The sequence below is a fragment of the Janthinobacterium sp. PLB04 genome, from assembly GCF_021165895.1.
GTDB lineage: Bacteria > Pseudomonadota > Gammaproteobacteria > Burkholderiales > Burkholderiaceae_D > Janthinobacterium > Janthinobacterium lividum.
This window is the reverse complement of sequence record NZ_CP088968.1, coordinates 5,021,193-5,047,518: the sequence shown is the minus strand read 5'-3', so window position 1 is coordinate 5,047,518 and position 26,326 is coordinate 5,021,193. Positions and strand designations below refer to the sequence as shown.

Below are 26,326 nucleotides of genomic sequence, written 5' to 3'. Positions count from 1 at the left end.
ACATTACCTTATTATCAAGAAACAAGCGATTTCTGTTGTGTCAGGGTAAGTGCCAGCCAGCGCATGGAGCGGCAAGGCGAGCATGACGTGGCATGCCGTTTTCCATATTGACGCCAAGCAAGATGTCGACATTCACATTGTCGTGCGCAAGATAGTGCTGTATTTTAGCAATTCCTTAATTGCCAGTTCCCCATGCCATGAGTCAAAGCAGCCAGTTTTCCTTATTGTCGCAGCGCCGTTTCGGGCCCTTCTTCTGGACCCAGTTCTTTGGCGCCTTCAACGACAATCTGTTCAAGACGGCCTTGATGGTGATCCTCGCCTACGATGCGCTGAGTTGGACCACGCTCGATCCGTCCACCATCACCAACCTGATTCCCGGCCTGTTCATCCTGCCCTACGTCGTGTTTTCAGCCACGGCGGGCCAGCTGGCCGACAAGTTTGAAAAGGCGGGCCTGGCCCGTTTCGTGAAATGGATGGAACTGGCCATCATGGCCGTGGCCGCCGCCGGCTGGATGACGCATACGCTGTGGCTGCTGGTGGCGGCCGTGGTGGGCATGGGCGTGCATTCGACCCTGTTCGGCCCCGTCAAGTATGCGTACCTGCCGCAGCAGCTCAAACCCGAGGAACTGGTTGGCGGCAATGGCCTGATCGAGATGGGCACCTTTGTCGGCATTTTGCTGGGTGAAATCCTTGGCGCCGTGCTGATCGTGCACAAGCCGCTGGGCGTGGAACTGGTGGCTGGCGCCACCATCGCCGTGGCCGTCTTCGGCCTGGTCGCCAGCTACCGCGTGCCGCGCACGCCGGCGCCGGAGCCGGACTTGAAGGTGAGCCTGAATTTTGTTGCCGAATCGTTCCGCAACCTGAATTTTTCGCGCAAGAACCGTCCCGTCTTCCTGGCCATGCTGGGCAATTCCTGGTTCTGGTTCTATGGCGCCCTGATCCTGGCGCAGTTCCCCGTGTACTCGAAGGATTTCCTGCATGGCGACCACAGCGTCTTCGTGCTGCTGCTGACGGTGTTTTCCGTCGGCATCGGCACGGGTTCCTTGCTGTGCGAACGCCTGTCCGGCCACAAGATCGAGATCGGCCTGGTGCCGTTCGGCTCCATCGGCCTGTCGCTGTTCGGCATCGACCTGTATTTCGCCAGCAATGCGTATGCGAATACGCAAGTGGTCGATGCGCTGGCGTTCGTCAGCCAGGCGGGCGTGCCGCGCATTTTGATCGACATCGTCATGATCGGCGTCTTCGGCGGCTTCTTCATCGTGCCCTTGTTCGCCCTGATCCAGACGCGCTGCGACCCGAAACACATTTCGCGCACGATCGCCGGCATGAATATCCTCAACGCGCTGTTCATGGTGGCGGCGGCCGGCGTGGCCATCGTGCTGCTGGGACAAGGATTTACGATTCCGCAGCTGTTCCTCGTCACGGCCATCCTGAACGCGCTGGTGGCCGCCTACATCTTTTCGCTGGTGCCGGAATTCCTCATGCGTTTCCTCGCGTGGATACTCATCCAGACCGTGCACCGCGTCAAAGTGGTCGATGGCGAACGCATCCCTACGGAAGGAGCGGCCGTGCTGGTATGCAACCACGTCAGCTATGTGGACGCCATCGTCATCATGGCAGCCAGTCCGCGCCCCATCCGTTTCGTCATGGACCACCGCATCTTCAAGATGCCGCTGATGGGCTGGATCTTCCGCACGGCCAAGGCCATCCCCATCGCGCCGGCCAAGGAAGACCCGTTCCTCATGGAAAAGGCTTTCATCGATATCGCGCAAGCGCTGCACGAAGGCGAGCTGGTGTGCATCTTCCCGGAAGGCAAGCTGACGCGCACGGGCCAGATCAGCGAATTCAAGGGCGGCATCGCCAAGATCGTCGAGCGCAGCAAGGTACCCGTGATTCCGCTGGCGCTGCGCGGCTTGTGGGGGCATCTGCTGAGCCATCGCAATGGCCATCTGTTCGAGCGCGCTTTCAAGGCGGGCTTGCGCTCGCGTTTGTCGCTGGCCGTGGGCATGCCCGTGGCGCCCGAGGCCGCCACGCCGGAATTGCTGCAGCAAAGGGTGCAGGAATTGCGCGGCAAGTGGAAATAAACGCTATTTTGTCCGCGTAGCTGTCCCCGTCCGCCGCGCCAGGTGCTGTTCCAGCAGGGCGGCGATGGCGGCGAAGTCCACCGGTTTCGTCAGATGATGGTCGAAACCGGCTTGTTCCGTGCGTGAGCGCGCCTCTCCCCAGCCCGTCAGGGCAATCAGCAGCACCTCGCGTCCCTGCGCACGCTGGCGTATCTGGCGTGCCGCTTCATAGCCATCCATGTCCGGCATGCCCAGGTCCATCACGATCAGTTGTGGCCAGGCCATCTCGACGGCCGCCAGCGCTTGCGCGCCGCTGTACGCGACCTTGGCGGCATAGCCTACGAGCTGGAACAGGCTTTGCAATGAATCGGCCGCATCGAGGTTGTCATCCACCACCAGCACTTGCACGGGCGGGTCCGCGCCGGTGGGCGCCTCGCTGCCGGCCGCCGCCGGGGTGGCCGGGGTGGCTGTCTGGGCGTCGCCGGCGCTGACCGGCAAGGTGACGATGAAGCGGCTGCCGCGGCCGGGGCCGTCGCTGTGCGCGTCGATGCTGCCGCCATGCATCTCGGCAAATTGGCTCGCCAGGCTCAAGCCGATGCCCAGGCCGCTGGCCATCTGGCCTTCCACCGTGCGCCCCTGTTCGAACATGGAAAAGATGCGTGGGATGGCATCCGGCTCGATGCCGATGCCATTGTCTTCGACCGTCACCTGCAGTTGCCCCTGCGCCAGGCGCGCCGTGATGTGGATGCGGCCGCCCTCCGGCGTGAACTTCACGGCATTCAAAACGATATTGGCAAAGATCTGCACCACCCTGGCATAGTCGGCGTGCAGCGTGATGGCAAGCGGCGGCAACGCCTGCGTGATGCTGATGTGCCGGCTGTCGGCAGCGGGCTGGCACAGTTCGATCACATGGTCGAGTACTTGCTGTAATTCAATATTTTCGCGCTGCAGCAGTACCTTGCCGCTGGTGATGCGCGCCACGTTGAGCAAGTCATCCACCAGCCGCGTCAGATGCGTCACCTGGCGCTCGATCACGCCGCTGACCTTGCTGACCTGCTCCGAGGCCGGATACAGGTGCTTGAGCAGGGCCACCGAAGTCTTGATGGGCGCCAGCGGATTGCGCAGTTCATGCCCGAGGCTGGCAAGGAATTCGTCCTTGCGCCGCTGCGTCTCGCGCACCTGGTACTGGCGCTGGCGCGCGCGCAGCATGGCGTGGGCCGAGGTGATCAGGGTCAATATGTGCACGGGACGTTCCAGCAGGGTCAGGTTGCCCAGGGTGGCGACGGCTTGCCGCAAGGGCAAGGAATCGAGTCCCGCATGCGTCAGCAGGATGATGGGCAAATCGGACCAGTCCGGCTGCTGGCGGGTGTAGGCGTCGAGCACGGCGTAGACGCCTGCAGGCAAGGCCTCGTCCACCGTCAGCACGCCGCCGGCGCCCAGCGCAAGCTGCTCGGCCAGCTCGCCGGCGGAGCGGCAGGCGTGGCTGGCGATGGCTACGCTGGCGAGTACCCTGGTGGTCAGGGAGGCGTCCTGGCCGCCAGGCGCGTAGATCAGGATACGCTGCTCCATGGCATTCCTAGGGGAAGGGCGTGCCGCCGACGGTGGGCAAACCGGACAGGATGCCGTGAAAGCCGGCCAGGGCCGGGCCGATGCGGATGCCCTGCGGGCTGATCTCGAAGCGGCGGATGCTGCGCTCGTGCGCGCTGCCGCGCTTCTTGAAGACGGAAATGGCTTGCCGCACCTCGCCTTCCGTTTCGTAATAGCGCAGCATGATGACGCCGTCGGCCAGGTAGCTGGCGTCGGCCGAGGTCGTCATTGCGGTGCCCAGCATGTTTTGCTGCACGCCGACGAGCAGGGTGGCCACGCCGCGCTGGCCCAGGTAATTGAGCAGTTCGTGCAGATAGGTGCTCTGGAAGCGCTCGTCGGGCACCGCGTGCATGTAGCCGTTCAGGCTATCGATGACGATGACCCGGGCGCCCCGTTCTGCCGCGTCGACCACGGCCTGGGCGAACTCTCCTGGGGTCAGTTCGGCCGGATCGATCTGCTGTGCGCTCAGGAGGCCGGAGTCGAGCGCCGCCTGCAGGCGCATGCCCACGTTGTCGGCCCGGTTCAGCAGCTTGCTGCGCGCTTCCTCGAACAGGAACATGGCGCACGGTTCGCCGCGCGCCGTGGCCGCGTGCACGAATTGCGCCGCCAGGGTGGACTTGCCGCTGCCGGCCGGGCCGGAAATGAGCGTGCTCATGCCTTCTTCCAGGCCGCCCCCTATCATGGTGTCGAGTTCCGGCACGCCGCTCGACAGGCGCCGATGGTCGCCATCGCGGCGCGTGTCGGCCGCCACCAGGCGCGGAAAGACGAGCAGGCCGTCATGGGCGATCTTGTAGTCGTGGGTGCCGCTGCGAAACGGCACGCCCCGGTATTTCACCACCCGCACGCGGCGCCGGTCATTGCCATAATCCTGGTTTTGCAGCTCCAGGGAAATGACGCAGTGGGCCACGCTACGCACTTGCAAGCCGTCGTCCACCGCGGAACGGTCATCGATCAGCAGGGTGGTGCAGTGCCGGCTGGCCAGGTATTGTTTCAATGCCACGACCTGGCGCCGGTAGCGCAGGGGGTTTTCCGCCAGTAGTTGCAGTTCGGACAGCGAGTCGAGCACCAGGCGGGCAGGGCGGTGCTTTTCGATGGCGGCGAGGAGGCGCTGGTTGGTCGATGCCAGTTCGATTTCCGACGGGTGGAAGATGGTGTACTGGCGCTCGGGGTCGAGGATGTCGTCGTTGGGCGCCACTTCTTCGATGGCGATGCCGGCCAGGTCCCAGCCATGCGACAGGGCCGCGCCGCGCAGTTCGATCTCGGATTCCGCCAGGGCGATATACAGCACGGGCACGCCGCTGCGCGCGCCTTCGGCCAGAAATTGCAGCGCCAGGGTGGTCTTGCCCGTGCCGGGGACGCCTTCGACCAGGTACAGGCGCTCGGCCAGCAAGCCGCCCGAGAGGATGGCATCGAGGCCTTCGACGCCGGTCGACAGCAGTGGCGGCGTGTCCGGGCCGCTGGCGCCATCCTGCCGCCGTGTTTTTCGCGCCTGTGCTGTCATCGTTGCGCCCCCGCTTTGCCACGCTGTGGAGACTATACTAGCGCGTTCGCCGCGGCATGTCTTTTCGATACCATTGGTAAATATTCATGGCGGCCGACGGCCGCGCGTGGGGCAGTGTTGCGCGCGCGATCAAGGCTTCAGCAAAAAACGCATTACCCTGCTACAGTATTCATTCAATCCAACTTTCCCGCATTGCCGTTTTGCCGCCGTCCGCCAGCTTCCTGTTCCAATTGGCTGACGTGCAGACGCTGTCGCTGTCCTCATTTTATTGCTTCATTGATAATTTAATTCGCTTGATAGTTACTATGTTTCAATTGTAACGATGCTTGACGATTTTAGAATGATCGTTCATTCTTTGATCTGCGTTAATAAATTTAGTCATTTCTAACGACACTAGCCAGCTTCTTTTTCAGAAAGTCCAAGATGCAACCAACTTTTTCCCTGACGTCGCCGCGTACGAGCGGCGCTATTGCCGTTCTGTGCGCCACTGTAATCATGGCCGGCTGCAGTAAAAAACAGGAAGCACCTCACGCGCAGCAAGCGCCACAGGTGGTCGTGTTTACTGTTAATCCGGCCGCGTTGCCGATGAGCGCCGAACTGCCCGGCCGCACGAATGCCTACCAGGTCGCCGATGTGCGCCCGCAAGTCGGTGGTTTGATCCAGAAGCGCCTGTTCGTCGAAGGCAGCGATGTGAAAGCAGGCACGGCCCTGTACCAGATCGATCCGGCCACCTACCAGGCAGCCTACAATTCGGCCAAGGCCGCGCTGTCGAAAGCCAAGGCCAACCTGCTGACGGCCGGTCCGAAAGCATCGCGCTACAAGGAACTGGTCGCCATCGAAGGCGTGAGCCGCCAGGAATACGATGACGCCGTCGCGGCGTTCGAGCAAGCCAAGGCCGACGTCGAGTCCGCCACAGCGGCGCTGGAATCGGCGAATATCAACCTGAAATACAGCACCGTGACGGCGCCGATCAGCGGCCGCACCAGCCGCTCGACCGTGACGGCCGGCGCGCTGGTCACGGCGGGCCAGGCGGAAGCCCTGACCACCGTGCAGCAACTCGATCCGATCTACGTCGACGTGACACAGTCGAGCACGGATCTGCTGCGCCTGAAGCGCCAGATGGCCGACGGTTCGCTGAAAAAAGTGGGCGAAGGCCAGGCCAAGGTCGACCTGATCTTGCCGGATGGCAGCAAGTACAGCGAACCGGGCAAGCTGCAGTTCGCTGGCGTGACGGTCGATCCGACCACCGGCAACGTGGTCTTGCGCGCGCTGTTCCCGAACCCGAAAGGCGAATTGCTGCCAGGCATGTACGTACGTGCCCAGCTGGAAACGGGCGTCGATGAAAAAGCCATCACCGTGCCGCAAGTGGGCGTGACGCGCAACCAGAAGGGCCAGGCAACGGCCCTGATCCTGAACAAGGAAAACAAGGTCGAGCAACGCGTGCTGACCACCAGCGGTACGGTCGGCAACGACTGGCTGGTGACGTCCGGCCTGGCCGCAGGCGATCGCGTGATCGTGGAAGGCTTGCAAAAAGTCAAGCCAGGCGCACCAGCCGTTGCCGTGCCGGCCAAGGCGCCTGCCGCGCCTGCCGCTGCCGCCTCTGCCGCAGCATCGGCTGCCAGCGCCCACTAATTCAGGAGAATATTAATGGCCCGTTTTTTCATTGACCGCCCGATTTTTGCCTGGGTGGTCGCGATCGTCATCATGCTTGCCGGCGTGATTTCGATCCTCAGCCTGCCGATCGCGCAGTACCCGAGTATTGCTCCGCCGTCGATTTCGATCAGCGGCTCCTATCCTGGCGCCTCCGCCAAGACCGTGGAAGACGCCGTCACCCAGGTCATCGAACAAAAGATGAAGGGTATCGACGGCTTGCGCTACATGGCTTCGTCGAGCGACGCCACTGGCGGCATCAGCATTACGCTGACGTTTACCAGCGGCACCAACCCCGACATCGCCCAGGTGCAGGTACAGAACAAGCTGCAGCTGGCCACGCCACTGCTGCCGACGGCTGTCACGCAACAGGGTCTCGTCGTGTCGAAAGCGACGAAGAACTTCCTGATGGTGTTCGGCTTCATTTCCGAAAACGGCAAGATGGACCAGACCGACTTGAGCGACTATGTGGCCGCCAACGTCGTCGATCCGCTGAGCCGTGTTGCCGGCGTGGGCGATGTGACGCTGTTCGGTTCGCAGTACGCCATGCGTATCTGGCTCAATCCGGCCAAGCTGCAAAGTTTCAACCTGACCCCGGCGGACGTGATCACGGCCGTGCAGGCGCAGAATGCGGAAGTGTCGGCCGGTGAACTGGGCGGCACGCCGTCCATCAAGGGCCAGCAGCTGAACGCTACCGTGTCGGCGCAAAGCCGTTTGCAAACGGTGGAGCAGTTCGGTGCCATCTTGCTGAAAACCACGACCGACGGCGCCATGGTGCATCTGAAGGATGTGGCCACCATGGAGCTGGGCCGCGAGAACTACAACACCGTGGCCCGCTACAACGGCCATGCGGCAACCGGCGTGGCGATCAAGCTGGCGACGGGCGCCAACGCGCTCGATACGGCCAATGCGGCGAAAGCCATGCTGGGCAACCTGAGCAAGCAATTCCCTGAAGGCATGAGCTACCAGGTGGCGTTCGACACGACCCCGTTCGTGAAACTGTCCATCGAAGAAGTGGTCAAAACCCTGGTCGAAGCGGTCATCCTGGTATTCCTGGTGATGTATCTGTTCCTGCAGAACTTCCGCGCTACCCTGATCCCGACCATGGCCGTGCCGGTCGTGCTGCTCGGTACCTTCGGCATCTTGAATGCATTCGGTTACTCGATCAATACCCTCACCATGTTCGCCATGGTGCTGGCCATCGGCTTGCTGGTCGACGATGCGATCGTGGTGGTGGAAAACGTCGAGCGCGTGATGAGCGAAGAGGGCTTGTCGCCGCTGGAAGCGACGCGCAAGTCCATGACGCAGATCACGGGCGCGCTGGTCGGTATCGCCATGGTGCTGTCGGCCGTGTTCGTGCCAATGGCCTTCTTTGGCGGTTCGACGGGCGTGATTTACCGCCAGTTCTCGATCACGATCGTCTCGTCGATGGTGCTGTCCGTCGTCGTCGCGCTGGTGTTTACGCCAGCCTTGTGCGCCACCTTGCTGAAACCGGTCGAAAAGGGCCATCACGCGACCAACAAGGGTTTCTTCGGCTGGTTCAACCGCAGCTTCGATAGCAGCAGCAACAAGTACCAGGGCATGGTTGGCGCCATGATCACGCACCGCGCCCGCTCGATGCTGCTGTATGTGCTGTTGCTGGCTGGCCTGGTGTTCATCTTCATGCGCTTGCCAACGTCGTTCCTGCCGGAAGAAGACCAGGGCATCCTGTTTACGCAGATTCAATTGCCGACGGGCGCCACGCAAGAGCGCACCCTGAAAGTGATCGAACAGGTCGAAGACCACTTCATGAACAGCGAGAAAGATAACGTCGCTTCCGTGTTTGCCGTGGCCGGTTTCAGCTTCGGCGGTAACGGCCAGAATACGGGTATCGCCTTCGTGCGCCTGAAAGACTGGTCGCTGCGCAAGGACGTGGCGCAAAAAGCGCCGGCAGTAGCGGGCCGCGCCATGGGCAAGTTGTTGCAGATCAAGGATGCGATGGTGTTTACGTTTGCACCGCCTGCCGTGCTGGAACTGGGTAACGCCACCGGTTTCGACATGCAGCTGCAGGATATCGGCGGTGTCGGCCATGACGCCCTGATGGCGGCGCGTAACCAGTTGCTGGGCATGGCGTCGCAGAATCTGGCCATGGTCGGCGTGCGCCCGAACGGCCAGGAAGATACGCCGCAGTACAAGATCGACATCGACCAGCAGAAGGCAACGGCGCTGGGCTTGCAGATCTCGGAAATCAACCGCGTGCTGAGCGTCGGCTGGGGTAGTTCGTATGTGAACGACTTCCTCGACCGTGGCCGCGTGAAGAAAGTATTCATCCAGGGTGACGCCAGTTCGCGCATGCTGCCGGAAGACTTGAACAAATGGTTCGTGCGCAATACCGCTGGCCAGATGGTGCCGTTCTCGGCCTTCGCCACCGGCAAGTGGATTTACGCGTCGCCACGCCTGGAACGCTACAACGGCTTGCCGTCGGTAGAGATCCTGGGTACGCCGGCGCCGGGCCAAAGCACGGGTGCCGCCATGAACGCGATGGAAGAAATGGTGGCCAAGCTGCCGCCTGGCATCGGCTTCAGCTGGACCGGCGTGTCGCTGGAAGAGCGCGAATCCGGTTCGCAGACGCCGCAGCTGTACGCGCTGTCCCTGCTGATCGTCTTCCTGTGCCTGGCCGCGCTGTATGAGAGCTGGTCGATTCCATTCTCCGTGCTGCTGGTGGTACCGCTGGGCGTGATCGGCGCCGTGCTCGGTACGTGGATGTTCGGCCTGTCGAACGACGTGTACTTCCAGGTGGGCTTGCTCACGGTGGTGGGCCTGTCGGCGAAGAATGCGATTCTGATCGTCGAGTTTGCCAAGGAAATGCAGGAATCGGGCATGTCGCTGCTGGACGCGACCTTGCACGCGGTGCGTCTGCGTCTGCGTCCGATTCTGATGACCTCGATTGCCTTCGGCCTGGGCGTGTTGCCACTGGCCATTTCCAGCGGCGCCGGTTCCGGCAGCCAGAACGCCATCGGTATCGGTGTGCTGGGCGGTATGTTGACGGCCACGTTCCTCGGTATCTTCTTCGTGCCGGTGTTCTTCGTGCTGGTGCGCGGCTTCTTCTCGAAGTCGGACGCGCCAACCACGCCGGCGACGCCTGGTTCGCCAGCCGTCACGCTTTCCAAGGATGCACATTAATATGAAAAAATCGCTACTCTCCATGGCGGCACTGGCCTTGCTGGCCGGTTGCAGCCTGGCCCCCACGTATGAGCGTCCGGCAGCGCCGGCGCCCACAAGCTGGCCGACCGGTCCTTCCTACAAGGCCGACACGGCCGCCGCCGACGCCAAGCCGGTGGCGGACGTCGCCTGGCGCGAGTTCTTTGCCGATGCGCGCCTGCGCCAGGTACTGGAACTGGCGCTGGCCAACAACCGCGACCTGCGCGTCTCGATCCTCAACATCGAGAAGGCGCGCGCCACCTACGGCATCGAACGCGCCGCGCTGATCCCGACCCTGTCGGCGTCCGGCGGCCAGTCGGCCAGCCGCGTGCCGAAGAACGCCAGCGCCAACGGCGAAGCGTCCATCAACCGCCAGTACACGGCCAATCTGGGCGTGTCGGCGTACGAGCTGGACTTCTTCGGCCGCGTGCGCAGCCTGTCCGACAGCGCGCTGGAACAATACCTGGGCACGGAAGAAGCACGCCGTGCACAGCAGATCAGCCTGGTGGCCGAAGTGGCCAGCACCTATCTGAACCTGGTGGCCGACCAGCAGCGCCTGCGCGTGGCGCAAGATACTTTGAAGAGCCAGCAGTCGTCGTATGACCTGGCCGTGCGCCGCTTCAGTGCCGGTGCTACCTCCGGCCTGGACAAGTACGATGCCCAGACCAGCGTCGAGTCGGCCCGTTCCGACGTGGCTGTCTACACGAGCCAGGTAGCGCTGGATCAGAATGCGCTGGTCTTGCTGGTGGGCGGCCCCGTGCCGGCCGATCTGCTGCCGCAAGGCGAGTTCGGCGCCGTCACGGCCCTGGCGGACATTCCGTCCGGCTTGCCGTCGGACGTGCTGCAACGCCGTCCCGACGTGCTGGCGGCCGAGCGCACCTTGCGCGCGGCCAACGCCAACATTGGCGCGGCGCGCGCGGCCTTCTTCCCGCGCATTTCGCTGACGGCCACGGCCGGTTCGCTGAGCGACAACCTGTCGGGCCTGTTCAAGGCGGGCAGCGGCACGTGGAGCTTCATTCCGCAGATCAGCTTGCCGATCTTCGATGGCGGCGTGAACCGCGCCAACCTCGATATCGCCAAGGTGCAGCGTGAAATCTCCGTGGCGCAATACGAAAAGGCGATCCAGGTCGCCTTCCGTGAAGTGTCCGATGCGCTGGCCCAGCGCGGCACCATCGACGAGCGCCTGCAATCGCAGGTCTCGCTGGTCGAGGCGTCGACGAAGAGCTACACCATCCACGACGCGCGCTACAAGCAGGGCGCCGAGTCCTACCTGAACGCCCTGGTGGCCCAGCGCGCGCTGTACACGGCGCAGCAGAGCCTGATCACGGCGCGCCTGGCCAAATCGACCAACCTGGTGACCTTGTACAAGGTGCTGGGCGGCGGTTGGCAGCCTGAGCAGACAGCCGTCGCGGCGGCTGGCGGCGCCCAATAATCACGGGGACGCCGACGCCGGCCTTGCCCGCAAGGGCAGGGCCGGCGCGCTACTGGAAAATCATGAACCAAGTTGAAAAGAAGCATCCGGACCCCGAGCGCGCCAACACGCGGCGCAAGCAGGTGCTCGATGCGGCCGAAAGCTGTTTCAGCCGCCGCGGGTTCCACGGCGCCAGCATGGCCGAGATCTCGAAAGCGGCCGGCATGAGCGCGGGCCACATCTATAACTATTTTGACAGCAAGGATGCGATCATCGCCGCCTTCGTCATGCAGAATACGGAGCGGGTGTCGAACCTGATGCAGGACCTGGCGCAGCGCGAAGACCCGCTGCAGGCCGTGATCGACAATGCGGGCGAGCATGTGCTTGAAGCGCTGGACCCGAAAACGTGGATGATGCCGCTGGAAATTTTTGCGGAAGCCTCGCGCAATCCGGTGATCGCGGAAATGCTGCAATGCTCGGACCAGCGTTCGCGCCAGTTGTTTCTCTCCATCATCCGCGATGCGCGCATCAAGCGCGGCTTGCCGGCCGATGAAGAGATGCTGGAAGGCCGCCTGAATGCCCTCGTCGCCATTTACCAGGGCTTGCCCGTGCGCCTCATTCACAATCCGGACGTGAAAGTCGAGCCGTTGATCGCGGGCTTCCGCATCGTCCTGACGGCGCTGCTGCTGAACGAATAGGCCGCTTGCCAGGGCCATGCAAAAAAGTTTGCGCAGTTCGATATGAATCATGCGCAAAGCATGGCAAAAACCTAAAAGGCTCTGCTATAATTCCCACCTCGTCGGGGCGTAGCGCAGCCTGGTAGCGTACATGCATGGGGTGCATGGGGTCGGAAGTTCGAATCTTCTCGCCCCGACCATTAGATTCAAGGACTTAGGCCACTCTTCGGAGTGGCCTTTTTCTTTGGTGAGAGTTTTTATCCCTGCATTTACCCCTACGAAAACATGGGCTTGTTTGCAATCATTTGGCATGGGTTGAAACAGGTTTTTCCTGCTGACGATTCTTTCCTAGGCCCGAGCATGTTTGTTTGCTGGCCGAATTGACCAGGCCTACTTGACGCCCCTTCATGTCCTCGCGAACGCCGCGACCCTGTCGTAAGCCCCCCATCGAACCCCAACTCTTTTAAGTCCTCGTGGAGCCCAGCCTTTCGGCGCATCCTGGTTCATGTCACCGGCGAGTGAGATTTCGTGTATTTTCCAGCTAGACACTGAGCCCTCCTATGCGGAGCGGCGATCAATTAGCGGATTAGACAAATACTCGGTGCAGCTATCTGGCTGGCTCAAGGCCGAGACGACTAGGCCGCGTAAGCAGCGGCGCAATTTGAAGCAGATCCATGAAGACCTGAAAGAGCTGGGCTACGTAGGGTCATACGACCGCGTGGCAGCGTTTGCCAAGCGGTGGAAGGCGGGTCAAACAGAGTGGGTCAATTCTGCGAGCAAACGAACACTGCGCTCGTCAGTCTTCGTTGGGAATCAGCATCAGCAGGTCGGTGGCGCCGATGTCGATGCTGCTTTGCGACAGCAGGGTGGTGGCCTGGCCCCGGTGATGCGTCTGGTGATTGAAAAAATGCATGATCAGGCTCGAATAGCGTTTGCGCGACACCATGCCTTTCATGTTGGCGTAGCCGAGCGGCTGTTCCAGGTCGTCTGGCGTCAGGTCGGCGGCCCAGCGCTGTATGGTCTGGTCCAGCGTATGGCGCAGCCTGAGCAGGCCCGTCAGGTCTTCGGCCTGCGGCTGGTTCAGCGCCGCCGGAGCGGCCGCCGCGCGGATGGCGTCGAGCGCCGGCTGGCGTGCCGGATGTCCGCAGAAACGCTTGAGCCAGATCGTATCGGCGACGACAAGGTGGTTCATCGTGCCGAAGAGGGAGCCAAAAAAAGCCTTGCGGTCGGCAAAGAGCTCCTCCTGAGATAGTTGCCCAGCTGCACTATACAGTTTCTCATTCATTACTTCATTGTAGGCGGCCATTCGGACGATATGGTCACATGTGCTCATGAGTGCTCTCTCCATGTCAGGGCTGAATTACTGCACGCAAATAGTGTATGGTTTTGCAAGAATTGGCAAGCGTGCTACGTCCGCTCGGGTCGCGCCATCGTGCCATCGTGCCAGCGTCTTGCGCTTGCTCAATTCTTGCCTCCGGCATTTCATTCCCCGCTACAGGCATTCTGTTCCCCCGTTTTCTGATTTGGTCATTGTGATCAGCCTGGCAACAGCCGTTTGGCCTATGATGGCCTGGCACATGCACGTGTGAAGTTTCCCTTCATTCATCAACCATGAGGTGTCCATGATCCGTTATGCCCTGCCTGCCCTGTTGTTTGCCGCCGCCCTGCCGGCGCACGCCCAAGCCCCTGCCAATGACACGCCGCTGATCGAGCGGGCGAAGATTTTTGGCAATCCCAGCAAGTCCGGCGGGCGCATCAGCCCGGATGGCAAGTGGCTGTCGTGGATCGCGCCGCGCGACGGTGTGCTCAATGTGTGGGTGGCGCCGGCCAGCGACCTGGCGCAAGCTCGCCCGCTGACGGAAGAAAAGGTGCGGCCCATCCGCAGCAGCTTCTGGTCGCCCGATTCGAAAACCCTGCTGTTCATCCAGGACAAGGGCGGCGATGAAAACTTCCTGCTGTACGGCGTGAACGTGGCGAGCGGCAAGCAGATCAACTACACGCCGTTCGAGAAGACCCGCGTGCGGATAGTCCAGATCAGCAGCAAGGTGAAGGACCGCATCCTCGTCGGCATCAATAACCGCGATGCGCGCTGGCACGACGTGTACAGCCTGGACCTGGCCAGCGGCAAGCTGACCCTGGTGCAGCAGAATGATGGCTATGGCGGCTATGTCGCCGATGAACTGCTCAACTTGCGCATCGCCAGCAAGGCGCGCGCCGATGGCGGCATGACGTATTTCCGCCTGGCCGATGGCAAGGTCGAGAGCACGCCGCTGGCCGAAGTGGGCCTGGAAGATGCGCAGACCACGTCGCCGCTGGCGTTCACGGTCGATGGCAAGACCCTGTACTGGAACGATTCGCGCGGCCGCAATACCTCGGCGCTGCTGGCGCAGGACGTGGCCAGCGGCAAGAGCACGGTGGTGGCGCAAGACCCGCGCACGGATATTGCCGATGCGCTGTACGACACGCGCACGGGCCGCGTGCAAGCCTACACGGTCAATTTTCTGCAGCAGGAGTATTTGCCGCTGACGAACGACCTGAAAGCCGACCTGGCCTTCCTGAAAAAAAATACCCAGGGCCAGTTCACGGTAACGTCGCGCACGGATGCCGACGATAAATGGCTGGTGGCCGTCGATGCCGTCACGGCGCCGCCATCGAGCTGGCTGTACGAACGCAAGACCCGGAAGCTCACGCTGCTGTACGTGACGCGTCCGGAACTGGAAGGCGCACCGCTGGTGCCCATGTATCCGCAGCAAATCAAGGCGCGCGACGGCCTGAACCTAGTGTCGTATCTGACCCTGCCGCAAGCATCGAAGGCGAGCGCCGGCGGCACGCCATCGCAGGCGGTGCCGATGGTGCTGCTGGTGCACGGCGGCCCGTGGGCGCGCGATACGTATGGCTACAACGGCTATCACCAGTGGCTGGCCAACCGCGGCTACGCCGTGCTGTCGGTGAACTTCCGCGGCTCGACGGGCTTCGGCAAGCAATTCATCTCGGCCGGGGACCTGCAGTGGGGCCGCAAGATGCATGACGATTTGCTCGACGCGGTGCAATGGGCGGTGAAAAGCGGCGTGACCACGGCCGACAAGGTGGCCATCATGGGCGGCTCGTATGGCGGTTATGCCACCCTGGCCGGCATGGCGTTCACGCCGACGACGTTTGCCTGCGGCGTCGACATCGTCGGCCCGTCGAACCTGTTTACCTTGCTGCAAACCATACCGCCGTACTGGGAAGCGGGCAAGCAGCAGTTCTACAAGCGCATGGGCGACCCGACCACGGAAGAGGGCAAGGCGCTGCTGAAGGAACGCTCGCCGCTGAACTTTGCGCAGAATATCCAGCGCCCGCTGCTGATCGGCCAAGGCGCGAACGACCCGCGCGTCAACGTGGCTGAATCGGACCAGATCGTGGCGGCCATGGCGGCCAAGAACATCCCCGTCACGTATGTGCTGTTCCCCGACGAGGGCCATGGCTTTGCCCGGCCCGTGAACAACATCGCCTTCAATGCGGTGACGGAAAACTTCCTGGGGCAATGCCTGGCTGGCCGCGCCGAGCCCATCGGCGCCACCCTGAAGGCGTCCACCGCGCAGGTCAAGCACGGCGCCGGGTTTGCGCCTGGGCTGGAGGAGGCGATGCGGTAGGCGAAGAAACAGTGCGGCAGGCTCTGCACAGGCGGTCGGGACGGATGCCCCTGGCTGCCGCGTGCAGAGGTGAGGACTTTCATGTCAAAAACTGTGTAAAAGCAGCAATGCTTCCATTAGAATAAATCATTGTTTCAATCACACAGCCCATGAAATGGAATGCCTGCAATGATGAATGTATTGACCCTGGAACACTTTGCCGCGCGCGTCAACGACACGTTTATCTCGGTCGGCGACGGGAATGCCGCTTTCATCCTGAAGGAAGCGCGCCCGTTGCCATCGGCCACACTGGAAGGCCTGTTGCGGGCGCCGTTCAGCTTGTTATTCCATAACAGTTCCCCCATCCTCTTCAGCCAGAAAATCTTTCAGCTGCAGCATGATGCGTTTGGCGAGGTGGGTATCTTCCTGGTGCCGGTGGCGCGTGACAACCAAGGCTTCTTGTATCAGGCGGTGTTCAACTGAGAATGCCGCTGAGGCGGGGCAGGCAGGGCCAGGCGGAGCCCGATGGCGCCGCCTGGCCGGAGCGTTCAAGCCTCAATCAAACGCGGGAAACTCGCCCTGCAGGGCGATGCAGAAATTTACCGCCAGCAAGGGCTGGCGATTTTCATGCGCCTGGCCGCCACCCGCGCTGCCGATGGTCAGTGGCGACAAGGTGGTGTTCGGCGTTGTCGCCGGCACGAATGCGTTCGTGCCGGTGATGCTGGTCAGGCCATCGCCATTTTGCGGCACGTTGCGCTGCAGGGTGGCATTGGTCTGGCGGCTCAAGGTCAGTTGATGGGTGTGGTTGGGAATCTGCGTGATATTCAGCTGGACACTATTGCTGCCGAACGTTTCGCCCATCACGCGCTGCGTCAAGCTTGGCCCCTGGCCCTGGCTGCAAGGCGCACGTCCCGTGAAGTTGGGCAACTGGAATGTGTTGACGCCATCACCGCCATATTGCGTGCCGATTAGTGAAAACAGGGCGGTATATTGCCGGATTTGCAGGGTGGCGCCATTGCAGCTGGCCCATCCGTAGGGTGTGAAATTGAAGCCAAAGACTTGTATCTCGCCAAGATATGGTGATGTCACGGTAGGTTCTCCTGATCGATTTTATGGGCTGCGCTTGCGTGCTGGCTGTTATTGTTGGGATGGGTAAATGCCTGCCCATGCGATGCAAAACGAGGCGGTCAGGGTGGGCATGGTGTTGTCATGCGGCAAGCCGCTGCCTGCAGTGCCCGTTGCTGCGGGTGCCATGTCGTAGGTCGTGAGGCCAGCCAGGCTGCTCGTGTACATCTTGTCGTTATTTACCGGTGCCGCCAGCTGTGCGCTGGTGCCTGGCGTGTTGATCGTCGCCAGTGTGCTGATCGCACTGAATACGTGCGTATGCGCAGGCATCTGGGTCGGCAGCAAGGTCACCGTTTCGCTGCCCCCCTTTTGTCCCATGGCCCGGGGTGTCAGGCTAGGGCCGGTGCCCTGATGCAAGGGCACCTGGCCGCGCAGGTCGGGTACACCGAATGTATTGACGCCGTCGCCGCCGTAGGTGGTGCCCAGCAGGGTATATAGCACCTCGTTATTGGCGATAGACTTCAGGCTGCCGTCGCAGGCAAACCAGCCTTGCGGTATGCGGGGAAAGGAAAACAGGCGGATCTCGCCGACATAAGGTGTAGTCATGACTCTGCTCCGTGGGAAGTGGCTGGCATGTTAGTTGCGCGATGGGAAGACGCCGTTCAGGGCGATACTGAAATTGAGTACCTGGAATGGCTGCATATTGCTATGCGGCAGGCTGCCGCCTGTCTGGGCCAGGACCAGATTGTTCAAGGGCACTTGCGGGCCTGCCGTGCCATAGATGGCTTCCGTGCCGCTGCCGCCATACAGGGTGTTGGTGGGATTCTTGGTGGTGCCCGGCGTGGTCAGCGCATTGGCCGCGTGCGTATGCGGTGGAATCTGACTCAGTGTCAAAGTGATAGCTTCCGCACCGTTACGGGCACCGACCTGGTAGGGGGCGGGTTGCCAGGAACCGTCCACTGAACTGCCTGCGCCGACAGGGGTGCTGCCTTGTAAGTTTGGCAAGGCAAAGTTGGTCGTGCCGTTCCCGCCGTAAAAGGTACCCAACAGGGCAAACAGCGCCTGATTCTGCGTAATTGGCAGCAATTGCCCGTTACATGCCGCAAATCCACGCGGCGCAAACCCAAATCCGCTCATCATGATTTGTCCCAAATACACTTCAGCCATCATCGTTCTCCCGCGGTTGGAATGTTATTAAATGCTAAAGGAATAATATTTTCCATTTGCAATCAATATTGTTTTTTGAAAAACCCTTTTTGTTATAGTTACTTTATTGAAATCTCGAGGTAGCATACGTTGTCGTATGGCAAGCGTCAACATCTGTTGGCTCTATGGAAGAGCCCGGAATAGGGATCGCTTGCAGCCTGAATCCATGGTTCTTTTTGTCTAAAAAACTCTGTATTGGAGAAATCATGTTGCGTATTTGCAACGATATCGTCGCCCGCCCGGCACATTTTTTGTTCCTTGCTTTTATCGCAGGAACTCGAAGGCGGGCAGCGGCTCGCCGGGTTGGCCTGGCGCCAGCGTTTGGCCGTTTCCTGCATTGCTGCGTTACGCTGTGCCTGCTGATGCTGGCGCTTGGCGCAGGCCCGGCGCAGGCAGCCAACGGTGATCCGAGCACGAAATGTATTCCCAATCAGAGGAGTTTTACCGTCGCATCAGGCGGTTCGTACGTCGTTGATTTGTCGTCGTGTAGCTTATTTGGCCTGACGGACAATGGCGCGACGGCCTTGCACGGCACGATTACCGGTCTCGTCAACAACGGTACCGGTATTGCGACCTACATCAATAACGGCGACGGGGCGCTGTCCGACAGCTTTGTCCTGTGGGATGAGGACAGCAGGGCGGTGACTTTTACGGTGACCGTGCTGCCCCCTGCGGCTGCCTTCACCGTGACACCGGGCAGCATATCGGCACCCGTGATCGGCGTGCCGTACAGCCAGGCGATGTTGTCGACCGGCGGTGTCGAGCCTTACAACTACGTACTTGTATCTGGCGCTTTGCCTCCTGGCATCACTGTGTCGTCGACCGGCGTCATTTCCGGCACCGTGAAGGCGACCGGCGCCTATGTGTTCGGCATCAAGGTGACCGACTCGACCGCAGGCACGCCTCTGACCGTCACCAAGAATTACTCCGTGTCGATCGCCGTGCCCACCCTGAGCATCACGCCCACCGTGCTGGCGGCAGGCGGGTTGTCGGTGCCCTACAGCCAACCGATGTCTACCGCCAATGGTACCGAGCCATTTGCGTATGTGGTGGAATCGGGCAGCCTGCCGGCGGGCATGACCCTGTCAAGCAGCGGCTTGCTCTCGGGCACGCCCGGTGCCTTGGGCACCTACAACTTTGTGATGAAATCGACGGACAGCACGGGCGGCAATGGACCCTACAACACGTCCAGAAGCTATTCCCTGGTGATCAACGCCCAGCCGCCGCCGACCATCACGGGTGTGTCGCCGGCGCTCGGTCCGCTTGGCGGCGGCACCGCCGTCAACATTACCGGCACCGGCTTTACCGGCGCAACGGCACTCAAATTCGGCAGCAACAATGGCCTCAGCGTTACCGTGGTCGATGCCACGAGCATCACCGCCACGTCGCCACCCGGTACCGGTGTCGTGAACGTATTCGTCACTACGCCAGGCGGCACCAACATCGCCGATGCGGCAAACCGGTTCACCTATGTTCCGGCGCCAGCGATCACGAGTATTTCGCCGACGGCGGGTCCCTTGGGTGGCGGCACCACGGTCAGCATCAATGGCTCGGACCTGACCGGCGCGACAGCGGTGACCTTCGGCGGCGTGGCGGCGACCGGTTACACGGTCAACGGCGCCTCGCAGATCACGGCGACGGCGCCCCCCGGTACGGGCACGGTGGATGTGCGCGTCACAACGGCCGGCGGCACCAGCGCCATCGTCGGGGCGGACAAATTCACGTATGCCGCAGTACCCGTGGTGAGCAGCATTTCGCCGACGGCGGGTCCCCTGGTTGGCGGCACAACGGTCACCATCAATGGCTCGGACTTGACCGGCGCGACAGCGGTGACCTTCGGCGGCGTGGCGGCGACCGGTTACACGGTCAACAACGCCTCGCAGATCACGGCGACGGCGCCAGCCGGTACGGGCACCGTGGATGTGCGCGTGACCACGGCGGGCGGCACCAGTGTCATCGCCGGGGCGGATAAATTCACGTATGCGGCAGTACCCGTGGTGAGCGGCATTTCGCCAAGCTTTGGATCCGTCGCAGGCGGCGCCAGCGTCATCATCACCGGTTTGAATTTCAGCGGCGTCACGGCAGTGAAGTTTGGCGCCAACAATGCCAGCGGCTTTACGTTCAACAACGCCACGCAGATCACGGCGACGGCACCCTCGGGCATTGCAGGCACGGTGGACGTGACGGTCACCACGGCTGGCGGCACTAGCGTCACCAGTTTGGCGGATCAGTTTACTTTTGTGGCCTTACCAATTGCCGGCAATACCAGCGCGACGGTGGCGTATGGCAGCGGCGCCACCGTAATACCCCTGAACTTGAGCGGCGGAGCGCCGACCTCGGTTGCCGTGGCAAGCGTTCCCTCGAACGGCACGGCGACAGCCAACGGCACCAGCATCAGCTATACGCCGACGGCAGGTTTCGGCGGCAACGACAGCTTTACCTATACGGCCAGCAACGGCGTCGGCACCTCGACGGTGGCCACCGTGACGATCACGGTCAGCCCACCGACCGTGACGCTGGCACCGACCAGCGTGGCAGCAGCAACGGTCGGCACGGCATATAGCCAGACCGTGACGGCCTCGGGCGGCAAGGATACCTATACCTATGAGATCCTTGCCGGCGGTACCTTGCCGGCCGGCGTGAGTCTGTCCAGCGGCGGCATTCTGTCGGGTACGCCGACGGCGGCCGGCACCTTCAATTTCACCGTGCGTGCCAAGGATAGCTCGACGGGCAGCGGCCCGTATTATGGCTCGCAAGCCTATACGCTGACGGTGGCGGCGCCGACGATCGTCGTCGCGCCGACAGCCCTGTCGGCGATGGTGGTCGGCGTTGCCTTCAACCAGAGCATCACCGCCACTGGCGGGACGGCCACGTATGGCTTCGTCGCCAGCGGCACCGTACCTGCGGGCTTGACGCTGGCGGCGAACGGCACCCTGTCCGGTACCCCTTCCACGGTAGGCGCATACAATTTCACCGTCACGGCTACCGACAGCAGCACAGGTGCAAGCGCTCCTTTTACAGGTACGCATACATATTCCGGCACGGTGGCACCGGGTGCGCCAGTTGCCGGCAATACCAGCGCGACGGTGGCGTATGGCAGCGGCGCCACCGTAATCCCCCTGAACTTGAGCGGCGGAGCGCCGACCTCGGTTGCCGTGGCAAGCGTTCCCTCGAACGGCACGGCGACAGCCAACGGCACCAGCATCAGCTATACGCCGACGGCAGGTTTCGGCGGCAACGACAGCTTTACCTATACGGCCAGCAACGGCGTCGGCACCTCGACGGCGGCCACCGTGACGATCACGGTCAGCCCACCGACCGTGACGCTGGCACCGACCAGCGTGGCAGCAGCAAAGGTTGGCACGGCATATAGCCAGACTGTGACGGCCTCGGGCGGCAAGGATACCTATACCTATGAGATCCTTGCCGGCGGTACCTTGCCGGCCGGCGTGAGTCTGTCCAGCGGCGGCATTCTGTCGGGTACGCCGACGGCGGCCGGCACCTTCAATTTCACCGTGCGTGCCAAGGATAGCTCGACGGGCAGCGGCCCGTATTATGGCTCGCAAGCCTATACGCTGACGGTGGCGGCGCCGACGATCGTCGTCGCGCCGACAGCCCTGTCGGCGATGGTGGTCGGCGTTGCCTTCAACGAGAGCATCACCGCCACTGGCGGGACGGCCACGTATGGCTTCGTCGCCAGCGGCACCGTACCTGCGGGCTTGACGCTGGCGGCGAACGGCACCCTGTCCGGCACTCCTACCACGGCAGGCGCATACAATTTCACCGTCACGGCTACCGACAGCAGCACCGGGACAGGTACTCCCTTCAATGCCCAGATAAATTATTCGGGCACTGTAGCTGTTGCTGTGCCCATTGCTGGCAACGTCAGTGTCAACGTGCCGTATGGCAGTGGCGCCACCGCGATTCCCCTGAACTTGAGCGGCGGTGCGGCGGCTTCGGTCGCGGTGGCGACCGGCGCGGCGCACGGCACGGCGACAGCCAACGGCACCAGCATCAGCTATACGCCGACGGCAGGTTACGCTGGTCCAGACAGCTTCACCTATACGGCCACGAATACCAGTGGCACGTCAGCGTCGGCTAGCGTGGCGGTGGTGGTGGGCACTCCCATTGTCACCCTGACACCTGCCAGCCTGGCCAATCCGACGGCGGAGGCGGCCTACACTGCAACCTTGACGGCGGCGGGCGGCACGGCGCCGTACACCTTCAGCGTCAGCAGCGGTACCTTGCCCGTGGGCCTGAGCCTGAATGCGGCCACGGGCGTGCTGTCCGGTACGACCAATGTGGCTGGCAGCGTCTCTATCACCATCAAGGTCACCGATAGCAGCACGGGGACGGGGGCGCCGTTCAGCGCCAGCAACAGCTATACCTTGAGCGTCGCCGCGCCCGTAATCTCGGTCACTCCAGGCACCTTGCCAGCGGCGACAGTGGCCACGGCGTACAGCCAGCAACTGTCGGCCGCCGGCGGCGTCGCTCCATATGCCTACACGGTGTCGAGCGGCAATTTGCCTGCCGGTCTCACTTTGAACGGTAGTGGTTTGCTCAGTGGTACACCGACGGCGGCCGGCAATTTCACCGTGAGCGTGCGGGCGGCCGATGCGCACCAGTTCACCGGCACGCAAAGCTATTCCTTGAACGTGTCGTCGGCCAACATTAGTCTGACGCCAGCAGCGCTGCCCAATGCGACGGCGGAAGCAGCCTACACTGCGACCCTGGCGGCGACGGGCGGCACGGCGCCGTATACTTACAGCGTGACCAGCGGCACCTTGCCCGTCGGCCTGAGCCTGAATGCGGCCACCGGCGTGTTGTCCGGTACGACCAATGTGGCCGGCAGCTTCCCTGTCAGCATCAAGGTCGCGGACAGCAGCACCGGCGCGGGGGCACCGTTCAGCGCCAGCAACAGCTATACCTTGATAGTGGTTGCCCCCGTAATCTCGGTGACGCCAGGTTCGCTGGCGGCGCCGAAAGTGGCCACGGCGTATAGCCAGCAATTGACGGCCAGCGGCGGCGTCGCTCCCTATGCCTACACGGTGTCGGCTGGCAGCCTGCCTGCGGGCCTGACGCTGAGCAGCAGTGGTCTGCTCAGCGGTACTCCAACGGCGGGCGGCAGTTTCACCGCGACCGTGCAGGCGGCCGATGCGCACCAGTTCACCGGCACGCAAAGCTATACCCTGGTGGTGTCCTCGGCCACGGTCAGCCTGACGCCGGCCACCTTGCCGAATCCAACGGCGGAAGCGGTCTACACTACGACGCTGACGGCAGCGGGCGGCACGGCGCCGTACACCTTCAGCGTCAGCAGCGGTACCTTGCCCGCTGGCCTGAGCCTGAACGCGGCCACGGGCGTGCTGTCCGGCACGACGAATGTGACCGGCAGCTTTACCTTCAGCCTGCGCGCCAGCGACAGCAGCACGGGCGCGGGCGCGCCGTTCAGCGCCGCCAACAGCTATACCGTGACGGTTTCCGCGCCGACGATCACCGTGACACCTGGCACCTTGCCGGCGGCGACAGTGGCCACGGCGTACAGCCAGCAACTGTCGGCCAGCGGCGGCGTCGGCCCGTATGCCTATACGGTGTCGAGCGGCAGCCTGCCAGCAGGCCTGACCTTGAGCAGCAGTGGTTTGCTCAGCGGCACGCCGACCGCAGGTGGCAGTTTCACCTTGAACATGCAAGCGACCGATGCGCACCTGTTTACGGGTACGCAAAGCTATACCCTGACAGTGGCGTCAGCCACTGTCAGCCTGACGCCGGCCAGCTTGCCCAATCCGACGGCGGAGGCGGCCTACAGTGCGACCCTGACGGCGACGGGCGGCACGGCGCCTTACAGCTATGCCGTGGTGGGCACCTTGCCCGTGGGCCTGAGCCTGAATACGGCGACGGGCGTGCTGTCCGGCACGACGAATGTGGCGGGCAGTTTCCCGTTCAGCATCAAGGCCACCGACAGCAGCACGGGCGTGGGCGCGCCATTCAGCGCCAGCAACAGCTACACGCTGGCGGTAGCGGCGCCCATCCTGACACTGACGCCAGCCAGCCTGGCGGCGATCCGCGCCGGCGATGCCTACAGCCAGTCATTCACGGCCGCCGGCGGTATTGCGCCCTATGCGTACTCGCTCAGCAGCGGCACCTTGCCGACCGGCCTGGTACTCGATGCGGCAAGCGGCATCGTCAGCGGCACGCCGACGGTGGCGGGCAGCTACAACTTCACCTTGCAAGCGAAGGACGCGCACCAGTTCACGGTGCAGCAAGCGTTGACCTTGCAGGTGAACCAGGCGCCGCCACCGGTGGCCAACGAGACCACCACCACCTCGGCCAACCAGGAAGTGAGCCTGACCATCGCTTCCACCGATGGCAGCCCGATTACCGAAGTCACCATCGTTACGCCGCCGCAGCATGGGCGCGTCACGGTGGTGTCGACGGGAGCTTCGGCACGGATGGCACGCGCCGTCGGCGCGAGTTTTAAAGTGACGTATGTGCCGAATGCGAACTACTTCGGTCCTGACGCCTTCAGCTACACGGCGACCGGGCCGGGCGGCACGTCCGCGCCCGCGACGGTCAGTGTGACGGTGGCGCCGCAGCCGGTGCCGGTACCTGTCGCCAAGACGGTCACGGTATTGGCGGGCACGCCGGTGACCCTGCCCGTGACGCAAGGCGCCACGGGCGGCCCGTTCACGGCAGTGGCCATCACGACGCAGCCGGCCAGCGGTACGGCAGTGGTGAATGGCATGGACATCGTCTACACGCCAGGCATCAGCACCAGCGGCGACATCAGCATCGGCTACACCGTGTCGAACGTGTTCGGCACTTCGGCGCCGGTGACGTCGACGATTTCCGTCAATCCGATGCCGCAGGTGGCCAGCCAGAGCGCCACGGTGGTGGCCGGCCTGACGGTCAATGTGGACCTGACGGCGGGCGCCACGGGCGGTCCGTTCACGGCGGCGAATGTGCTGAGCGTGGCGCCGGCGGAGGCGGGCAAGGCGGTGGTGCGCGACGTGGGCACGGCCGGCAAGCCGTCGTACCAGCTGAGCTTTGCGGCGTCGGGCAAGTTTGCCGGCGCAGCGGTGGTCAGCTACACCCTGAGCAATGCCTTTGCCACCTCGAAGCCGGGCGTGGTCAACGTCACCGTGACGGCGCGCCGCGATCCGTCGGTCGATCCGGAAGTGATCGGCTTGCAGGCGGCGCAAGCCGATGCGGCGCGGCGTTTCGCCAGCGCGCAGCTGTCGAACTTCACGCAGCGCCTGGAAAGCCTGCATGGCGACGGCTGGGGACGTTCCAGCTTTGGCCTGAGCCTGACGCCGCCGAACGACAGCGGCAACCCGACGGCGGCGCTGGCGCGCTGGCAGGAGCAGGAAGCGGACCGCGTGTTCGGCACGGCCGTGAAACCGTTCATGCGCAAGGCTTCCCTGCGCCAGCCCGATGCCGGTTTCAGCAGCGAGCGGCAACAGGTGGATGTCAGCGGCGCCACGAACGGCTTGCCGGACATGCCGCAGCGTCCGGACACGCAGAAGCAGGCCCTGGCGCTGTGGCTTGGCGGCGCGGTGGACTTCGGCCAGCACTATGTGAATGGCCGTGACACGGGCTTCCGTTTCCGCACCAACGGCGTGAGCGTGGGTGGCGATTACCGCATCAGCGACCTGGCGACCCTGGGCGTGGGCGCCGGTTTCAGCCATGACCGCAGCGACGTGGGCCAGAACGGCAGCCGCAGCACGGCCGACAGCGCCGTGGCGGCCGTGTATGGCAGCTTGCGTCCGAGCAAGGGCGTCTTCCTTGACGGCGTGCTCGGCTACGGTACCTTGCAATACGATGCGTCGCGCTACCTTACCGATGGCAGCGGTTTCGCCACCGGTGAACGCGACGGCAAGCAAGTGTTCGGCGCGCTGGTGGGCGGCATCGAGATGCGCCAGGAAACGTGGATGTGGTCGCCGTATGGCCGGGTGGAACTGATGTCGGCCAAGCTCGATCCGTACACGGAGAAGGCGGCGGGCATCAACGCGCTGAGCTACTTCAAGCAGACGGTGCGTTCGCGCATCGGCGCGCTGGGCGTGCGGGCCGAGGGCATCTATGTGGGTGGCCTGGGAACGTGGTTCCCGCGGGCGCGGCTCGAGTACCGGCACCAGTTCCAGGGCGCCGATGATGCGCGCCTGGCCTATGCCGACCTGGCGGCCGACGGCCCCGTGTACGTGATCCGCACGGTGCCGCAGCAGACGGGCAACTGGACGGCGGGGCTGGGCGTGAAGCTGCTGCTGTCGAACGGCATGACCATCACGCTGGACTACAACAGCAATCTGAACATGGATAGCGGACGTAGCCAGTCGGTGATGTTCGGCATTGCCATGCCGCTCAAGTAATCAGTTAGCTTT

15 protein-coding genes, 1 tRNA gene and 1 pseudogene are annotated in these 26,326 nt (G+C 62.9%); 10 read left to right on the top strand and 7 right to left on the bottom strand.

Going from position 1 to position 26,326, the window contains the following annotated elements; all coding sequences use genetic code 11:
• Nucleotides 1–197 precede the first annotated feature (197 nt).
• Complete coding sequence (locus LSO07_RS22325) at nt 198–2,084, top strand: MFS transporter (protein ID WP_092606387.1); 1,887 nt, start codon at nt 198–200, stop codon at nt 2,082–2,084.
• Nucleotides 2,085–2,087: 3 nt separating this feature from the next.
• Here LSO07_RS22325 and LSO07_RS22320 read toward each other — a convergent pair whose 3' ends face one another.
• Both LSO07_RS22320 and LSO07_RS22315 read right to left on the bottom strand, forming a co-directional pair.
• Nucleotides 2,088–3,632, bottom strand: a complete 1,545-nt coding sequence (locus tag LSO07_RS22320; RefSeq protein ID WP_151096593.1) for a hybrid sensor histidine kinase/response regulator — start codon at nt 3,630–3,632, stop codon at nt 2,088–2,090.
• A 7-nt stretch (nt 3,633–3,639) separates the two neighbouring features.
• Nucleotides 3,640–5,151, bottom strand: coding sequence for an ATPase domain-containing protein (locus tag LSO07_RS22315; protein ID WP_151096592.1), 1,512 nt, complete (start codon nt 5,149–5,151; stop codon nt 3,640–3,642).
• Between the two features lie 86 nt (nt 5,152–5,237).
• On the opposite strand from LSO07_RS22315, the gene LSO07_RS22310 reads away from it, so the two are divergent.
• The 6 genes from LSO07_RS22310 to LSO07_RS22285 all read left to right on the top strand — a co-directional run bounded on the left by LSO07_RS22310 (nt 5,238) and on the right by LSO07_RS22285 (nt 12,269).
• Nucleotides 5,238–5,471 (top strand): hypothetical protein, encoded by a 234-nt coding sequence (locus LSO07_RS22310; RefSeq protein ID WP_151096591.1) that lies wholly within the window; start codon nt 5,238–5,240, stop codon nt 5,469–5,471.
• Between the two features lie 103 nt (nt 5,472–5,574).
• On the top strand, nt 5,575–6,783 hold the full coding sequence (locus LSO07_RS22305) for an efflux RND transporter periplasmic adaptor subunit (RefSeq protein WP_269450108.1): 1,209 nt from the start codon (nt 5,575–5,577) through the stop codon (nt 6,781–6,783).
• A 15-nt stretch (nt 6,784–6,798) separates the two neighbouring features.
• Complete coding sequence (locus LSO07_RS22300; protein ID WP_151096590.1) at nt 6,799–9,963, top strand: efflux RND transporter permease subunit; 3,165 nt, start codon at nt 6,799–6,801, stop codon at nt 9,961–9,963.
• A gap of 1 nt (nt 9,964) precedes the next feature.
• On the top strand, nt 9,965–11,413 hold the full coding sequence (gene adeC / locus LSO07_RS22295) for an AdeC/AdeK/OprM family multidrug efflux complex outer membrane factor (RefSeq protein ID WP_099394341.1): 1,449 nt from the start codon (nt 9,965–9,967) through the stop codon (nt 11,411–11,413).
• Nucleotides 11,414–11,475: 62 nt separating this feature from the next.
• Nucleotides 11,476–12,090 (top strand): TetR/AcrR family transcriptional regulator, encoded by a 615-nt coding sequence (locus tag LSO07_RS22290; protein WP_070282345.1) that lies wholly within the window; start codon nt 11,476–11,478, stop codon nt 12,088–12,090.
• Nucleotides 12,091–12,192: 102 nt separating this feature from the next.
• Nucleotides 12,193–12,269: transfer RNA gene (locus LSO07_RS22285), tRNA-Pro, on the top strand.
• 596 nt (nt 12,270–12,865) lie between these two features.
• Here the strand turns inward: LSO07_RS22285 and LSO07_RS22275 are convergent.
• Nucleotides 12,866–13,354 carry a DinB family protein gene (locus LSO07_RS22275; RefSeq protein ID WP_331717117.1) on the bottom strand — a complete coding sequence of 163 codons (489 nt, stop codon included), beginning with the start codon at nt 13,352–13,354 and terminating at the stop codon, nt 12,866–12,868.
• A gap of 337 nt (nt 13,355–13,691) precedes the next feature.
• Between LSO07_RS22275 and LSO07_RS22270 the strand changes: the two genes are divergently transcribed.
• Both LSO07_RS22270 and LSO07_RS22265 read left to right on the top strand, forming a co-directional pair.
• Nucleotides 13,692–15,704: a S9 family peptidase gene (locus LSO07_RS22270; RefSeq protein WP_151096589.1), complete on the top strand. Its 2,013-nt coding sequence runs from the start codon at nt 13,692–13,694 to the stop codon at nt 15,702–15,704.
• Between the two features lie 168 nt (nt 15,705–15,872).
• Nucleotides 15,873–16,166 (top strand): DUF6916 family protein, encoded by a 294-nt coding sequence (locus tag LSO07_RS22265; RefSeq protein ID WP_225317388.1) that lies wholly within the window; start codon nt 15,873–15,875, stop codon nt 16,164–16,166.
• Between the two features lie 72 nt (nt 16,167–16,238).
• On the opposite strand, the gene LSO07_RS22260 is transcribed toward LSO07_RS22265, so the two are convergent.
• From LSO07_RS22260 to LSO07_RS22245, 4 genes and pseudogenes are all read right to left on the bottom strand, one after another.
• Nucleotides 16,239–16,772 (bottom strand): phage tail protein, encoded by a 534-nt coding sequence (locus LSO07_RS22260; RefSeq protein WP_151096588.1) that lies wholly within the window; start codon nt 16,770–16,772, stop codon nt 16,239–16,241.
• A gap of 48 nt (nt 16,773–16,820) precedes the next feature.
• Nucleotides 16,821–17,354 carry a phage tail protein gene (locus LSO07_RS22255; RefSeq protein WP_151096587.1) on the bottom strand — a complete coding sequence of 178 codons (534 nt, stop codon included), beginning with the start codon at nt 17,352–17,354 and terminating at the stop codon, nt 16,821–16,823.
• 30 nt (nt 17,355–17,384) lie between these two features.
• On the bottom strand, nt 17,385–17,642 hold the full coding sequence (locus tag LSO07_RS22250; protein ID WP_225317486.1) for a phage tail protein: 258 nt from the start codon (nt 17,640–17,642) through the stop codon (nt 17,385–17,387).
• Nucleotides 17,643–17,786: 144 nt separating this feature from the next.
• Nucleotides 17,787–17,885 (bottom strand): annotated as a pseudogene (locus tag LSO07_RS22245) (tail fiber protein); the annotation flags it as partial.
• 593 nt (nt 17,886–18,478) lie between these two features.
• Between LSO07_RS22245 and LSO07_RS22240 the strand changes: the two are divergent.
• Nucleotides 18,479–26,314, top strand: coding sequence for a putative Ig domain-containing protein (locus LSO07_RS22240; RefSeq protein ID WP_231772993.1), 7,836 nt, complete (start codon nt 18,479–18,481; stop codon nt 26,312–26,314).
• Nucleotides 26,315–26,326 lie beyond the last annotated feature (12 nt).